Consider the following 15069-nt stretch of genomic DNA (forward strand, 5'->3'; position numbering starts at 1 on the left):
CCGCAGGACCCGGTTCCATGCCGCCGCTGGGATATATTACAAAGCATGCTCTACTTCAGCGTTCCGCTCGGCAAGTTCGTTCGCCGGGTTTCCCGGCTCCGGGGCGGAGGCTCTGCCCTCCCCGGCCTGGTGGTCGAGAAAATCGACCCCGGGTTTATGCAACGGACGCTCTCCACCCTTCCGCTGGGCGTCGCCGTCGTCAGCGGCACCAACGGCAAGACCACTACCACCAAGATGGTCGTCGAACTCCTGGAGAGCCAGGGCCTGAAGGTCTTCACCAACCGAACCGGCAGCAACTTCACCCGTGGCGTTGCGGCAGCACTGCTCGGCGAGGTGGACTGGCGCGGCCGGCTGGATGCCGACGTCGCAGTCCTGGAACTCGACGAGGCCCACGCCGTGCACTTCGTCAACAGGGTCCCGCCGCGGTATTGCCTGCTGCTGAACGTCCTTCGCGACCAGCTGGACCGCTTCGGCGAAATCGACAAGACGGCGGAACTGCTCCAGCACATCGCCGCCAAAACCACCGGAACCGTCGTCCTGAACCGTGAGGACCCCCGCGTCGCCCGGATCGCGGACGCGCTCCCCCAGGCCGGCCACGGCGGCCCTGAAGTGCGCTACTTCGGCCTGGACGATTCACTGCTCAGCACCTTCCCCAACGACGACGAAATGCGGGCCGCGCCGGGCAGCCCGGTGCCGCCGGCACCCGCCAAGCCGGATGCCCACGTCGTGCTTCGCCGCGTGGGTGCCAGCGACGCCGACTTCGAGTACGACGGCGAGACTGTCAGCACCGGCATGAAGTTGCGAGGCGTGTACAACATCTTCAACGCCGCCGCCGCGCTGACCCTGGCCCGTGCGGTCACGGCCGTCCGCGGCACGGGTACCGACCAGGCCGGACTGCTGACGGCGCTGGCCAACGTCGCTCCGGCCTTCGGGCGCGGTGAGTCCCTGGTGGTCGACGGCCTCCCGCTGGAACTGGTCTTGGTGAAGAACCCCAGCGGATTCCGGCTGGGCCTGAAGTCGTTCCCGGCCGCCGGCTACGCCACCATGATCGCCATCAACGACAACTACGCCGACGGCCGCGACATGTCCTGGCTGTGGGACGTCGAATTCGACACCCTGCGTGATGCCGGCGTGGACCAGCTCTCCGGCTCCCGCGCCTACGACATGGCCCTGCGGCTGCAGTACGACGACGTTGCGATCGGCGCTGTGGACACCGACATTGCCCCGGCGCTGGCCGCTTTCATCCGCGGCGCGAAGGACCAGCCAAAGCGGATCTTCTGCACCTACACCGCCATGCTGGCCATCCGCCGCGAGCTTTCCAAAATCACCACAGTGGAGGTGGTCTCATGACCCCGGCATCCCCCGACGCCCAGCACGGACTCTCCTTCGGGCATGTCCTGCCGCCCGAGGACCCGGCCGGCCCGGACAAGGGCACCATCCGCGTCCTCCAGCTTTACCCGCGGGACATGAACATCTACGGCGACTGGGGCAACGCCCTGGTCCTCGCCCAGCGGCTGCGCTGGCACGGGTACACCCCGGAACTGCTCGAATACAACGTCGGTGACGAGTTTCCCGCCGATGTGGACCTGATCGTGGGCGGCGGCGGCCAGGACAGCGGCCAGCTGGTCATCCAGGACGACCTTCTGTCGCGTGAAACCACCCTGAAGGAACTGGCCGAGGACGGGATGCCCATGCTGGTCATCTGCGGGCTCTACCAGCTGTTCGGCAAGTTCTTTAAGACCAGGACCGGCTCCGTCATCCCCGGAATCGGCGTCCTCGACGTCGAGACCCACGGCACCGACGAGCGGCTGATCGGCAACGTCGCGGTGTCCTCGCCGGAGTTCGGCACGGTGCTGGGGTACGAAAACCACAGCGGCCAGACGACGCTGGGACCGGGCGTGACACCGCTGGGGACCACGGCGAAGGGAACTGGCAACAACAGCAGCGACGGCCAGGAAGGCGCCCGATACCGCAACATCGTCGCCAGCTACCTCCACGGGTCGCTGCTGCCGAAGAACCCTGCGCTGGCCGACTTCCTGATCAAGACTGCGGCGGAGCGGAAGTTTGGCAGCTTCGTCCCAGGCACCCCGGATGACACCTACGCCGTGCAGGCACGCGAGCACGCAGCCCGCCGGCCGCGCTGACCGGGACCTCACCAGGATGCTACGGGGCAGCTTCAATCCCGGCGCCGGAGGCCCGGGCATGATCACCATCGCGCGTGACAGCCCGGCACGGCCGGACGTGCTGAAGCTGCTGGCGGAGCACCTCGCCGACATGGCCGCCACCTCACCGGCCGAGAGTGTCCACGCCCTCGACCCGGAGGCTTTGGCCGGTCCGGACATCGCCTTCTGGACTGCTCGCGACGACGGCGGCCCGGACGGCGGCCGGCTCTTGGGCTGCGGGGCTTTGAAGGAACTCGGGACCGCCGAAGGTGAGATCAAGTCGATGCGCACGGCCAACGACGCCCGCGGCCGCGGTGTGGCTTCGCTTCTGCTCGCCGGGATCCTGAATGAGGCGGCGCGACGTGGTTACCAGCGGCTGTTCCTTGAGACCGGGTCGCAGGAGTTCTTCGCCCCGGCCCGCAGGCTCTACGAACGGCACGGGTTCACCGTTTGCCCGCCGTTCGCGGACTACGTCCTGGACCCGCACAGCGTCTTTATGGTCCGCGCGGTTTCGGACGGCTAGGCTGGCGGGGGGCGCCTGTTGGCGGCCGGCCGCAGTCCCAAGTCCCGACGTCCTTAGGTGGACACCGTGACTACCGGCAAGCCTTCCGAGGCCTCGGGGTCCTCGAAGATGCCCGCCAGGTGCCGGACACCAGCTTCGTCCAACGGGTGCGAGTTCGGCTCTCCGGCCAACGTCCGGAGCCGCGTGCGCTCGATGGCTGTGTGCAGCGGAGTCCGGACGTGGTGCAGGAGAACGGCAAAACCGGCGCCCGTGGCCCGGTCCCGCCACTCCGCCCGCCGGGCGCTGCTCCACTGATTCCAGTCGAGGACGACGTCGGTACCGGCCTCCAGGACCTGCAGGGCTGTATCCCATATCAGGAGTTTGCAGGCCTCCGCCCGGCGGCCATACTCGCCCGTGGCGTAGTGCAGGCCCGGGTAGAGCCGGAGCATCCAGTCATCCAGGCTGTACCGGACTGCGGGAAGGGAGGCCTGGAGTTCCCTTGCCAGGGTTGTTTTGCCGGCACCGTTCAGGCCACACAACAGGTGGACGGTTGCGGGCCGCTCCGCGGCCACCCCTAGCGTTCCTTGGTGATCAGCAGTTCGTGGGCGCCCGCGGCGGCGGCGCCCATCGATTCCACCACGGTACGGGTCCGCAGGCGGGTGGCCGCGTCCGCCGCGGCGCCGGCACAGGGACCCTGCGGGGCGTCGGAGGCCACAGAGCACCAGCGGTAGGGGCCGCGGACAATGACAGACGGCGCCCAGGTGAGGTCCGACGCGGACCACTTCCCGGCGTAGTCCTGGCTGAACTGTGCGCGCAGCAGCAGCCCTTCGTTGTTCACCACGTACCAGGGTGAGAGTTCCGTGACGCCGTTCCCAAGCCCGTAGGCAATCCAGGTCCCCTTGTACCGTTCGATGGGGAGCACCGAGTGGGTGTGGTGGCCATAGATCATGGTGAACTGGCCGCTGTCCACCAGGGCGTGTGCCACGCTGCGCTGTTCCGCGTTCGGCACGCTGGCATACTCATCCCCCGCGTGCATCACCCCGAGGACAATGTCCGCCCCCAGCGCCCGCGCTTTCTTGGCTTTGGCAATCATCGCGGCAGGATTGAGCATGTCCACCTGCCACGCGAACTCCGGGGTCTGGCCGTTCAGCCCGTAGGCCCCCTCGATCACTGCGACATTCGCGGCGGCGGTAGGAATGATCATGATGCCGCGGGAATCGGCTTCGCTGCGGTAGGACCCGGTGTGCTGGAGGCCCGCGGCGTCGAGGGCGTCCAGCGTCCGGACCAGGCCCTTGGTGCCTTGATCGATGGTGTGGTTGCTGGCCGTGGTGCAAGCCTGATACCCCACCTGCTGGGCAGCGGTGATGATCTGCGGCGGAACGTTGAACGACGGGTAGGCGGAGAACGGGCCGGTGGGCGTGGACACCGGCGTCTCCTGGTGGCAGATGGCGAGGTCGCTCTTTCCGATGTATCTGCGCTGGCCGGCCAGGAGTGGACCGAAGTCAAGGCCCTTGGAGCCTTCCGCCAGGGCGTCCGCGCGAGCCTGTTCCCACAGCTGGGCGTGCACCAGCATGTCTCCGGTCATCAGCACCGAGGTGCAGCGGACGGCGGCGCAGGCTGGCCCCTTCCCGGGGGTCGGCGTGGGAGCGGGCGTGGACGGCTCTTGTGTGCCCGCCGCCGAACCCGTGCCGCCGGGGCTGGAGCCTGTGGTTGGACCGGCGGAGGCGCCGGCGGACGCGCCTGCTGAGGTGGCGGACGACGACGGCGCGGAGTTGGCGTCCGGGCGGGCCACAAGTCCGCAGGAGGCCAGGGTGGCCGTCAGCGCAAGCGCTGCAGATCCGGCCAGCAGCCGCCCGCGCAGCCCGGTGGTGATGATATGCATTCCGCCATCGTACGGTGGCCGGGATCACAACACGCGCAGCACTCCATTGAGAACCGGCGCCGTACATGAAAGAGTTATTTCATGACCAACCCCCTCCTGAGCCCCAGCCCCTTGCCCTACGGACTGCCGCCCTTCGCGGACATCGAGGTCCGGCATTACTCCGAAGCCGTCCAAGCAGGCCTGGCCGAACATTTGGCCGAAATCCAGGCGATCGTGGACGACCCGGAACCGGCGACTTTCGAAAACACCGCGCTGGCCATGGAGCGCTCCGGGCAACTGCTGCAGCGCGCGGCGGCGTCGTTCTTCACGCTGGTCTCCGCGGATGCCTCGGACGCCATCCGGGAGCTGGAGACGCAGCTCTCCCCCGCGTTCTCGGCGCACCAGGACGCCGTCTATTTGAACCGGGGGCTGTTCGAGCGTTTCGCTGCGATCAATACCGACCGGCTTGACGCCGAATCGGGCAGGCTGGTGGCCGAATACCTCAAGGAGTTCCGCCAGTCGGGCATCCAGCTCGACGACGCCGGCCAGGAACGGTTGAAGGCCATCAACGCCGAGCTCTCCACGCTCGGCACCGAGTTCGGCCAGCGCGTGAAGGAGGGCATGAAGTCGGCCTCGCTGCTGCTCGATGACGCCGCCGACCTCGCCGGGCTTCCCGCCGACGACGTCGCCAGCGCCGCCGAGGCCGCCCGGACGGCAGGCCACGAGGGGAAGTTCCTGCTCACCCTGATCCAGCCGAGCAACCAGCCGGCACTGGCCGCGCTCGAGAACCGTGATGTGCGGCGCCGGCTGTTCGAGGCTTCCGTCAGCCGCGGCACGGGCGGCGGCAGCCTGGACGTGCTGGATCTGGTCAAGGACATGGTCCGGCTCCGTGCCGAGAAGGCGGCGCTGCTCGGGTTCGCGAACTTTGCCGAGCTCAGCGTCGACCAGCAGACCGCCCCGGACTTCGAGGCGGTGCAGGCCATGATGAACCGGCTGGCCCCGGCCGCTGTCCGGAACGCCGATGCCGAGGCTGAGGCCCTGGCCGAGGTCGCCGGCCACCCGCTGGAGGCCTGGGACTGGGCATACTACTCGGCGAAGGTCAAACGCGAGCGGTATTCCGTGGACGAACAGGCCCTGCGGCCGTACTTCGAGCTGGACCGGGTGCTCCGCGACGGCGTGTTCTTCGCAGCCACGGCCCTGTACGGCATCACGTTCCACGAGCGCACCGACCTTGCCGGATACCACCCGGATGTCCGGGTCTGGGAAGTGAATAACGCCGATGGCACCGACCTGGGACTGTTCCTGGGCGATTACTACACCCGGGATTCCAAACGCGGCGGGGCGTGGATGAACTCGCTGGTGGAGCAGACCGGACTGCTGAATACCCGGCCGGTGGTGATCAACAACCTGAACATCTCCAAGCCGCCTGCCGGGGAACCCACCCTGCTGACGCTGGACGAGCTCCGAACCACGTTCCACGAGTTCGGGCACGCTCTGCACGGCCTGTTTTCCTCGGTCACGTACCCGCGGTTCGCCGGCACCTCCGTGCCGCGCGACTTCGTCGAGTACCCGTCCCAGGTCAACGAAATGTGGATCATGTGGCCGGAGGTGCTCGCCAACTACGCCAGGCACCACGCCACCGGCGAGCCGCTCCCGCAGGAAGCGGTGGACAAGCTCAACAAGGCCGCCCTCTGGGGCGAGGGCTTCGGCACCACGGAGTACCTGGGCGCGGCCCTGCTGGACCTTGCCTGGCATGTGCTCGACGGCTCGGAGATTCCCGACGACGCGCTGGAGTTCGAAGCGAAAGCCCTCGCCGCGGCCGGGGTGGCGCACAGCCTGATCCCGCCCCGCTACCGGACCGGCTACTTCCAGCACATCTTCGCCGGCGGCTGGTACGCGGCCGGGTACTACTCCTACATCTGGAGCGAAGTCCTCGACGCCGAAACCGTGGAGTGGTTCAAGGCCAACGGCGGGCTGACCCGGGCGAACGGTGACTTCTTCCGCGCCGAACTCCTCTCCCGCGGCAACAGCCGGGACCCGCTGGAGTCCTTCCGTGCATTCCGCGGCCGGGACGCCCAGCTGGAACCTCTGCTCAAGCGCCGCGGCCTGGACTAAACCCCCAAAACAACGACGCCGGCCGGTCCCCTCAACAGGTGACCGGCCGGCGTCGTACATCAGGAGCGCAAGGCGACGGGCGGTGTGATCCGGCTGCGTGCGTAAAAGGGGCCCCGCGCCCCGCGCAGCCGCTTAGCTGCCAACAGGGCGTGGGGAATAGCACGCAGAGGATCGCGCCGTCCGGCGCCCCGCAGGGCTACCAGCCGCGCTCGGCGAGGCGGTGCGGCTGCGGGATCTCGTCGACGTTGATCCCGACCATGGCTTCGCCCAGGCCGCGGGAGGCCTTGGCGATAACGTCCGGGTCGTCGAAGAAGGTGGTGGCCTTCACGACGGCGGCGGCGCGCTGGGCCGGGTTGCCGGACTTGAAGATGCCGGAGCCGACGAAGACACCGTCGGCGCCAAGCTGCATCATCATCGCGGCGTCAGCCGGGGTGGCGATGCCGCCGGCGGTGAACAGCACCACCGGGAGCTTGCCGGTGGAGGCAACTTCCTTGACCAGTTCGTACGGGGCCTGCAGTTCCTTGGCGGCGACGTAGAGTTCGTCCTCGGGCAGGGCGGCCAGCTTCAGGATCTCGGCGCGGATCTGGCGCATGTGGGTGGTGGCGTTGGAGACGTCTCCGGTGCCGGCCTCACCCTTGGAACGGATCATGGCCGCGCCCTCGTTGATGCGGCGCAGCGCCTCACCAAGGTTGGTGGCACCGCAGACGAACGGGACGGTGAAGTTCCACTTGTCGATGTGGTTGGTGTAGTCCGCCGGGGTCAGGACCTCGGACTCGTCGATGTAGTCGACTCCGAGAGACTGCAGGACCTGGGCTTCGACGAAGTGGCCGATCCGGGCCTTGGCCATCACGGGGACGGACACGGCGTCGATGATCTTGTCGATCATGTCCGGGTCGCTCATGCGGGACACGCCGCCCTGGGCGCGGATATCGGCGGGAACACGCTCGAGCGCCATGACGGCAACGGCGCCGGCGTCCTCGGCGATGAGGGCCTGCTCGACGTTGACGACGTCCATGATGACGCCGCCCTTGAGCATCTCCGCCATGCCGCGCTTGACGCGGCTGCTGCCCGTTACGTTCTTGGCGGACGCGCCGGCTTCGTTGCTTACATCAGGTGTAGACACAAAAACCCCTATGGGTAGATAGATGACCTCGCCGGGGCACGGGCGGCACGCAGATGACAATCTGGCGTACACCGGCTCGCACACACCGGATTACCGGGAACCATTGGCCGGTAAGGCTAATACTAGTCCCCCGCCCGGGCCCGGTTGTATTCCGGTTACGGTGTTCAGGCCGCCTGTTCGGTGGCCGTTCCCTCGATCTCGTCGACGGACTGGCGGTGCACGGCGGCGATCCGCTGCACAATGGTCACGAAGCTGGCCACGGCCAGCAGGCAGAGGGTGGCGAGAAGGACCACCGTGGGCAGGCCGAGACCCGTAAAACCGGTGACCACCAGCACCGAGACCAGCCGTTCGGCCCGCTCAGCGATCCCGACGTTCGCGTGGTAGCCGAGCGCTTCGGCCTTGGCCCGCGCGTAGGACACCACCATGCCCAGCACCAGGCAGACGACGGCGGCGATGGCGATGGGGGTATCGGCGCCGCCGGTGAAGAACCAGATGGCGACGCCGGCGAAGAGCGCACCGTCGGCGACGCGGTCCAGGGTGGAATCCAGGAAGTTGCCCCAGCGTCCGCCGCGTTCCTGCATGCGGGCCATGATGCCGTCAATGACGTCGGAAAAAATAAAGGCCGTGATGAACAACGTTCCCCACCACAACTGGCCCAGGGGGTAGAACACCAGGGCACCGACCACCACACCGGCGGTGCCGATGATGGTGACGGCGTCGGGTGAAATGCCCATCCGCAGCAGCCACCGGGCCAGCGGCGAGAAGAGAGCGGTGAAGAAACTCCGGGCGTGCTTATTCAGCATTCGCGGTCCCCGGGGTCGACGGACCGGCGTCACTGCCGCTGTCGGCGGCCTGCGGCCACGCCTCGGCGACCTGCTGGCGGACTTCGCCGAGCGTCTGGGTGATCGCCTTGGTCTGCGCGATGATCGGGAAGAAGTTCCCGTCCCCGCCCCAGCGCGGCACCACGTGCTGGTGCAGGTGGCCGGCGATCCCGGCACCGCCGGTCACCCCCTGGTTCATTCCCAGGTTGAACCCGCTGGGGTTGGCCACCTTGCGCAGCACCCGCATGGCTGTCTGCGTCAGGTCCGCGAACTCGGCGGTTTCCTCGACGGTCAGGTCCGTGTAGTCCGGGATGTGCCGGTAGGGGCAGACCAGGAGATGGCCGGGGTTGTACGGGAAGAGGTTCAGGACGACGTAGCAGGTCTGTCCCCGGTACACGATCAGGGAATCGTCGTCCTCACGCTCCGGAGCGACGCAAAACGGGCAGTCGTCCGGGTTCTTGAACTGGTGCTGGCCGCCCTTGATGTAGGCCATGCGGTGCGGAGTCCACAGGCGCTGGAACGCGTCCGGCACCCCGGCCAGGCCAAAGTCGTCGGTCACGCCGTCGTCCCCCGGGTAGCCCGGGACAGCGCCTGTGGTCTCCTGCACGTGCTGCTCCCCCGCTAGCTGGCCCGGTTACGGACGGCGTCGACGATCCGCTGGACGGCCTCGGCCACGGGCACCCCGTTGTCCTGGCTGCCGTCACGGAAGCGGAAGGACACGGCGCCGGCCTCGGCGTCGTCCCCGCCTGCGATCAGCACAAACGGGATCTTGTCCTTGCTGGCAGTCCGGATCTTCTTCGGGAAACGGTCCGAGGAAATGTCCACCTCGGCGCGGATCCCGGCGGCCTTGAGCTGGCCGACGACGTCGAACATGTAGTCGTTGAAGGCTTCGGCCACGGGAATGCCCACCACCTGGACCGGCGCCAGCCACGCGGGGAACGCCCCGGCGTAGTGCTCGGTCAGGACACCCATAAACCGTTCGATCGAGCCGAAGAGGGCGCGGTGGATCATGACCGGCCGCTGCCGGGTGCCGTCGGCGGCCTGGAACTCAAGCTCGAACCGCTCCGGCAGGTTGAAGTCCAGCTGGATGGTGGACATCTGCCAGGTCCGGCCGATGGCGTCCCGGGCCTGGACCGAGATCTTGGGGCCGTAGAACGCTGCTCCGCCCGGATCCGGGACAAGCTCCAGTCCCGATTCCTGCGCGACCTCGGCCAGGGTCTGGGTGGCTTCCTCCCAGACCTCGTCGGAACCGACGAACTTCTCGGGGTCCTTGGTGGACAGCTCCAGGTAGAAGTCCTCAAGGCCGTAATCCTTCAGCAGCCCGAGGACGAAGTTGAGCGTGGTGGTGAGCTCGTCCTTCATCTGCTCGCGGGTGCAGTAGATGTGGGCGTCGTCCTGGGTCATGCCCCGGACGCGGGTGAGGCCGTGCACCACGCCGGACTTCTCGTAGCGGTACACCGAGCCGAATTCGAAGAGGCGCAGCGGCAGTTCGCGGTAGGACCGTCCCCGGGAGCCGAAGATGAGGTTGTGCATGGGGCAGTTCATCGGCTTCAGGTAGTAATCCTGGCCGGGCTTGCGCACCGTGCCGTCCTCGTTCAGTTCCGCGTCGATGTGCATCGGGGGGAACATCCCGTCCCGGTACCAGTCGAGGTGTCCGGAGACCTCGTAAAGGTGGCCCTTGGTGATGTGCGGGGTGTAGACGAACTCGTACCCGGCGTCGACGTGGCGCTGGCGGGAGTAATCCTCCATGGCCTTGCGGATGATGCCGCCCTTGGGGTGGAACACCGGCAGGCCGGAACCCAGCTCGTCCGGGAAGGAGAACAGGTCCAGTTCGGCGCCGAGCTTGCGGTGGTCGCGGCGCTCTGCCTCGGCAACCCGTTCCTGGTAGGCCTTCAGGGCCTCCTTGGTGGGCCAGGCAGTGCCGTAGATGCGCTGCAGCTGCTTGTTTTTCTCGCTGCCGCGCCAGTAGGCCGCCGAGGAGCGGGTCAGGGCGAACGCGTTGGAGATCAGCTTGGTGTTGGGCAGGTGCGGCCCGCGGCACAGGTCGCACCAGACGGCGGTGCCTTCCTTGCGCTCGACGTTGTCATAGATGCTCAGTTCGCCGCCGCCGACCTCGACGTTGGAGCCGTCGGCGTCGGACCCGGCGCCCTTAAGGCCGATCAGTTCGAGTTTGTAGGGCTCGTCCTTCATGGCCTCGCGCGCCTCGTCCTCGGAGACAACCCGGCGGACGAACTTCTGGTTCTGGTTGATGATCTTCTGCATCATCTTTTCCAGCTGGCGCAGGTCTTCAGGGGTGAAGGGTTCCTCGACGTCGAAGTCGAAGTAGAAGCCGTCGGTGATGTACGGGCCGATGCCGAGCTTGGCGTCGGGGCGCAACTGCTGCACCGCCTGGGCCATAACGTGGGCTGTTGAGTGCCGCAGGACATTGAGGCCGTCCGGGGAGTCAATGGTGACGGATTCGACGGCGGCACCCTCCGGGAGCGCCTGGTCCAGGTCCTTCAGTTCGCCGTTGACGCGGGCCACAACAACGTCGCGGCGCTCAAAAAAGAGTTCCGCGCCGGTGGTCCCGGTAGTCACCTTGGTCTCTTCGCCGTCGACGAGAAGGGTGATCTGCTGGGCATCTGACACGGGTGTCTCCTATTCAAAGTTAAGGCTTCGTAGCTTGTGGCCCCCGGCCGGGACCCTCCGCCGCCGGAGGGAACGGCAGGGTCTCGGTACGGCTGAGGTCCCAGGCCATGGAGGCGCTGATGCTGATGCCGCGCGGTCCGGTCCGCCGGGTGGTCCCGCGGATCAGCAGCAGCCGGGTGCCGAAGAGTAGGGGACCTGACTGTTCCTGGGCCTCGTGGAAGAACACGGAATCCACGCAGCCGGTGCCGTCATCGATGCTGATGAAGACCACCCGACGGCCGCCGCGCATCGGCGGGGTCTGGGTGGCTACCCGCACCCCGGCCACCAGGACTTCGGTGCCGTTTCGCAACCCCAGGAGCTTGTCCGCCGTCGTCACGCCCAGCCTTTCCAGCAGCGGCGCGTGGCTGGCCATCAGGTGCCCGCTGACGTCCAGGGCCAACAGATCCAGTTCGGCGCGGACCGTCTCCACCAGGGTGGGGGCAGGCAGGCCTCCTTTCAGGTTTTTGAGCTCGACATCGCCCAGGGGCAGGGCGAGCTGGCCCTCTATGATCTCTACGCCTTTACGCTGCGGACGGGTTTGCAGTTGCTGCAGATGCTGGACCAGGTCAGCCCTGTTGGCGGTTCCCCCGGAGGAGCGGTGCAGGGAATCGAAGGCCCCCAGCTGGGCAAGCCGCTGGATGCTGGGTTTGCTCAGCCGTGAACGGGCGCGCAGGTCAGCGAGGGAATCGTAGGGCTGGCCGGCCACGGTGCGTTTCAGCTCGGCTCCGGACAGCCCGTAGATACCGTTCAGGCTCAGCCGGATGCCGAGTTTGCCCTGGTCCGGGCCGGCCTCCACCCTTTCCACCCGGTATTCGGCCTGGCTGCGGTTGATGTCCAGGGGCAGGATGGGAATGCCCAGGCGCCGGGCTTCTGCCACCAGCAGCCGTTTGGGGTACATACCGGGGTCGTGCTCCCAGAGCCCGGCCAGGAACGCCTCGGGATGGTGGGTCTTCAGCCAGGCCGACTGGTAGGTGGGCACGGCGAAGGCCGCCCCGTGGGCTTTGCAGAACCCGAAGCTGCCAAACGCCTTGAGGGTTCCCCAGACCTTGTCCACCACGGCAGGGGTATAGTTCCGTGCCCGTGCCTCACGGCGGAAGAATTCCTCCACCTTGCCTTCCATGACCTCATTGCCGAGGGCACGCCGGAACTCGTCCGCCCTGGCCAGCCCGCAGCCGGTCATCACGTCGAAGGTCTTAAGGATTTGCTCGTGGAAAACCGTCACGCCATGGGTCTCCTGCAGCACGGGCTTGAGGTCCGGATGCGGATAGACCTCAGGGGCGAAACCGTGCCGGTGTTCCAGGAAGGGCCGCACCATGTCCGACTTCATAGGTCCGGGCCGGAAGAGTGAGATGTCGATGATGAGGTCGTTGAATTCCCGGGGCGCCAGCTTGCCGATCAGTTCCCGCTGCCCCGGAGATTCGATCTGGAAGCAGCCCAGGGTGTGGGTGCTGCGGATCAGCTCATAGGTGGGTTCGTCGTCGAGCGGCACGGCGTTGAGGTCGATCCGGCCGTCGGCTGCGATGTAGTCCGGGCCGGTCCCGTCGGAGCCTACGGGGTGGCGGCCGGCCGCCACCACCTCGGCCTTGGACGGGTGCAGCCGGATCACTTCCCGGACCGCGAAGGCCATGGCGCTTTGCATCCGGACGCCCAGCACATCAAGTTTGAGCATGCCCATCGGGTCCATGTCGTGCTTGTCGAACTGGCTCATCGGCAGGCCCAGGCCGCTGGGCTGGACCGGGGTGCGGTCCAGCAGGGTGGCATCCCCCAGGATGACCCCGCAGGGGTGCATCGAAATGTGCCGCGGCAGGCGGTCCAGCCGTTCGGTCAGGTCCACCAGAAGATCCAACTGCTGGTTCTCCGTGAAGTCCCGCTGCTCCACCCGGCCGGCGAATTCCTTCAGTTCCGGTTTCTCCACCAGTGCTTCGCGGAAGTTCCGCGCCGAGAAGCGCCACAGTTGCTTGGCGATCTCATCGATGTCCCCGCCATCCATACCCAGCGCCAGGCCGGCGTCGCGTACCGCCCCGCGGGCACGGTATCCGTTCTGCATGCTCATCAACGTGACGCGCTCGGAGCCGAACCGTTCAAAGATCTTCCGGTAGACGTTATGCCGTTCGGCGCTTTCAACGTCGATGTCGATGTCTGGCAGCGTGGCCCGGTCGCGGGAAAGGAAGCGTTCGAAAATGAGGTCGTGCTGCAGCGGGTTGACCTGGCTGACATCGATCAGGAAATTCACCAGGCTGGAGGCACCCGACCCGCGGGCCGCCGCCCGGACCCCCATGTCCAGGATCATCCGGGACACCTCGGCAACCGTCAGGAAGTAGGAGGCGAAGCCGAGCCCGTCGATGATCCGCAGCTCGTGTTCCAGCCGGGCGCGCAGTTCCTCTGCAGCCTTCCCGGTGATCCCCGGGAAGCGCCGGTTGATCCCGGCCTCACACCGCTGGGTAAGCTCCACCAGCGGGTCGCCGGCGATCCCGATCACGGAGGCTTCGGGCACCACCGGCTGCTTCCACCCCATGTCCGTGACCGGGTCCATCCGGCAGCGGTCCGCGAGCGCCTCGGTGTGGGCCAGCAGGCTCTTGAGGTCCGCGGCGCCGTAGCCAGCGGCATGCATGATTTCCTGGCCCAGACGCAGCATTTGAGCCGGTGTCTTCAGCCAGCCCTGGCCGTTGGGCTGCAGCTGGGGGGCGGCGGAGAGCTCGGGAAGGGATTTCAGGGTGCGGGCGGAATCCAGCACGTCAGCCGTAGCTGCCCCGTCCTCGGCGCAATAGCGCACCGCGTTGCTGAGGACCGCGGGGACCGAGTGCTCGGCGGCGAGTTTGAGCATCCGCACGGCATGGGCGGTGCTGAAGGGTTCCCCGGGCGGGCTGAGCTGGGACACAACCTCTGCCGCGACGGTTCCCGCAGGCATCACATCCAGCCAGCGTTTGAAGAGGGTGCGGGGGCGTAGGTACCGGCGCCCGCCCATGGCCCGCCCCACGTCCGAGTCGGGACCGATCAGAACGGTCAGTACCGGTTCAAGTGTTGTGGGATCGAGGGCGCGTGAGGCCAGCTCAGCCCTGGTCACCGCAACAGGCACCACTCCCCCCGCCTTCCCCGTGGTGCGGGCATGTGCGTCAGAGACCAGCCGGCACAGGGCACGGTAGCCGGCTCCCTGGTTATGCCCGTGGGCGAGCACCACAACACGTCCGCCCAGCTGGGTGCGGAGGTCGCCGTCGTCGTCAAAGACCGCCAGATCCACACCCACCACGGGGTCCAGCCCCGCCGCCATGCAGGCTTTAAGGTGCTTGACAGTGCCGTAGAGTCCGTCGCGGTCAGTGCAGGCGAGCGCCGTGGCCCCGTCGGCGGACGCGGCCGCCGCGAGTTCCTCCGGCCAGGACACCCCGTAGTGGGCGCTGAAGGCGGTGGAGACATGCAGATGGGTGAAGCTCATGCCGATTCAGGCTCCCGCGATGCGTGCAAGGCATCATGGATCCGCAGCACCCGCCAGCGGCCGCTGCCCAAGTGCCGGGTGAGGTCTAGGGTGAAAGTCCGGTCCGGCGTGACGGTGTCCCGGACCTGGACCCGCCAGATCTCGTGGTCGACCAGTCCCGGTCCGCTGCCCAGGGGTGCCCGCTGTTCCTCGGCCCACCACTGCCGCCGCTCGAACCAGCGGACGGGTTCGGCGCAGACCTCGTACTGCCTGCCCTTCCAGGTGACCGTCTGCGGCTGGCCCGCCGGGGAACAGGCGACGTCCACCGACTCGCTGAACATCCCCATGAGGCCTCCCGGCAACTACAAATCCTACAGATTAATTCGAATATATCTTCGAACAAATCAAG

Annotated in this window: 12 protein-coding genes; 4 read left to right on the forward strand and 8 right to left on the reverse strand. The window is 67.3% G+C overall.

What is annotated here, in order from left to right; all coding sequences use genetic code 11:
• Positions 1-45 precede the first annotated feature (45 nt).
• From AC1DBE_RS02235 to AC1DBE_RS02245, 3 genes are all read left to right on the forward strand, one after another.
• Complete coding sequence (locus tag AC1DBE_RS02235) at positions 46-1350, forward strand: MurT ligase domain-containing protein (protein ID WP_476969463.1); 1305 nt, start codon at positions 46-48, stop codon at positions 1348-1350.
• A 116-nt stretch (positions 1351-1466) separates the two neighbouring features.
• Positions 1467-2144, forward strand: coding sequence for a type 1 glutamine amidotransferase (locus tag AC1DBE_RS02240; RefSeq protein ID WP_476879819.1), 678 nt, complete (start codon positions 1467-1469; stop codon positions 2142-2144).
• 58 nt (positions 2145-2202) lie between these two features.
• Positions 2203-2685, forward strand: coding sequence for a GNAT family N-acetyltransferase (locus tag AC1DBE_RS02245; protein ID WP_476969464.1), 483 nt, complete (start codon positions 2203-2205; stop codon positions 2683-2685).
• A gap of 53 nt (positions 2686-2738) precedes the next feature.
• Here AC1DBE_RS02245 and AC1DBE_RS02250 read toward each other — a convergent pair whose 3' ends face one another.
• Both AC1DBE_RS02250 and AC1DBE_RS02255 read right to left on the reverse strand, forming a co-directional pair.
• Entirely contained in the window at positions 2739-3236 is a 498-nt protein-coding gene (locus AC1DBE_RS02250; protein WP_476969465.1) for a P-loop nucleotide/nucleoside kinase family protein, read from the reverse strand.
• Between the two features lie 2 nt (positions 3237-3238).
• Entirely contained in the window at positions 3239-4546 is a 1308-nt protein-coding gene (locus AC1DBE_RS02255; RefSeq protein WP_476969466.1) for a CapA family protein, read from the reverse strand.
• A gap of 81 nt (positions 4547-4627) precedes the next feature.
• On the opposite strand from AC1DBE_RS02255, the gene AC1DBE_RS02260 reads away from it, so the two are divergent.
• Positions 4628-6640, forward strand: coding sequence for a M3 family metallopeptidase (locus AC1DBE_RS02260; protein WP_476969467.1), 2013 nt, complete (start codon positions 4628-4630; stop codon positions 6638-6640).
• A gap of 196 nt (positions 6641-6836) precedes the next feature.
• Here the strand turns inward: AC1DBE_RS02260 and pdxS are convergent, their stop codons facing one another.
• From pdxS to AC1DBE_RS02290, 6 genes are all read right to left on the reverse strand, one after another.
• Positions 6837-7763: a pyridoxal 5'-phosphate synthase lyase subunit PdxS gene (gene pdxS / locus AC1DBE_RS02265; RefSeq protein ID WP_476903334.1), complete on the reverse strand. Its 927-nt coding sequence runs from the start codon at positions 7761-7763 to the stop codon at positions 6837-6839.
• Between the two features lie 164 nt (positions 7764-7927).
• The gene (gene pgsA, locus AC1DBE_RS02270) at positions 7928-8566 is read right to left on the reverse strand and encodes a phosphatidylinositol phosphate synthase (RefSeq protein ID WP_476969468.1); all 639 of its coding nucleotides are present in this window, start codon (positions 8564-8566) and stop codon (positions 7928-7930) included.
• On the reverse strand, positions 8556-9191 hold the full coding sequence (locus AC1DBE_RS02275) for an HIT family protein (protein WP_476879961.1): 636 nt from the start codon (positions 9189-9191) through the stop codon (positions 8556-8558). The genes pgsA and AC1DBE_RS02275 overlap by 11 nt, the downstream gene beginning before the upstream one ends.
• Before the next feature lie 14 nt (positions 9192-9205).
• Entirely contained in the window at positions 9206-11212 is a 2007-nt protein-coding gene (thrS, locus tag AC1DBE_RS02280; RefSeq protein ID WP_476903332.1) for a threonine--tRNA ligase, read from the reverse strand.
• Between the two features lie 19 nt (positions 11213-11231).
• On the reverse strand, positions 11232-14681 hold the full coding sequence (locus AC1DBE_RS02285; protein WP_476969469.1) for a DNA polymerase III subunit alpha: 3450 nt from the start codon (positions 14679-14681) through the stop codon (positions 11232-11234).
• Positions 14678-15007 (reverse strand): DUF6504 family protein, encoded by a 330-nt coding sequence (locus tag AC1DBE_RS02290; protein ID WP_476969470.1) that lies wholly within the window; start codon positions 15005-15007, stop codon positions 14678-14680. Before AC1DBE_RS02290 ends, AC1DBE_RS02285 begins: the two co-directional genes overlap by 4 nt.
• Positions 15008-15069: the final 62 nt, after the last annotated feature.

This window comes from Arthrobacter sp. 10T416, assembly GCF_056394165.1.

What these genes read in the sequence shown, in the direction of transcription:
- AC1DBE_RS02285 (WP_476969469.1), bottom strand. Translation starts at nt 14,681, where the DNA reads ATGAGCTTCACCCATCTGCATGTCTCCACCGCCTTCAGCGCCCACTAC.
- AC1DBE_RS02260 (WP_476969467.1), top strand. Translation starts at nt 4,628, where the DNA reads ATGACCAACCCCCTCCTGAGCCCCAGCCCCTTGCCCTACGGACTGCCG.
- AC1DBE_RS02255 (WP_476969466.1), bottom strand. Translation starts at nt 4,546, where the DNA reads ATGCATATCATCACCACCGGGCTGCGCGGGCGGCTGCTGGCCGGATCT.
- AC1DBE_RS02240 (WP_476879819.1), top strand. Translation starts at nt 1,467, where the DNA reads ATGAACATCTACGGCGACTGGGGCAACGCCCTGGTCCTCGCCCAGCGG.
- AC1DBE_RS02245 (WP_476969464.1), top strand. Translation starts at nt 2,203, where the DNA reads ATGATCACCATCGCGCGTGACAGCCCGGCACGGCCGGACGTGCTGAAG.
- AC1DBE_RS02290 (WP_476969470.1), bottom strand. Translation starts at nt 15,007, where the DNA reads ATGGGGATGTTCAGCGAGTCGGTGGACGTCGCCTGTTCCCCGGCGGGC.
- pgsA (WP_476969468.1), bottom strand. Translation starts at nt 8,566, where the DNA reads ATGCTGAATAAGCACGCCCGGAGTTTCTTCACCGCTCTCTTCTCGCCG.
- AC1DBE_RS02235 (WP_476969463.1), top strand. Translation starts at nt 46, where the DNA reads ATGCTCTACTTCAGCGTTCCGCTCGGCAAGTTCGTTCGCCGGGTTTCC.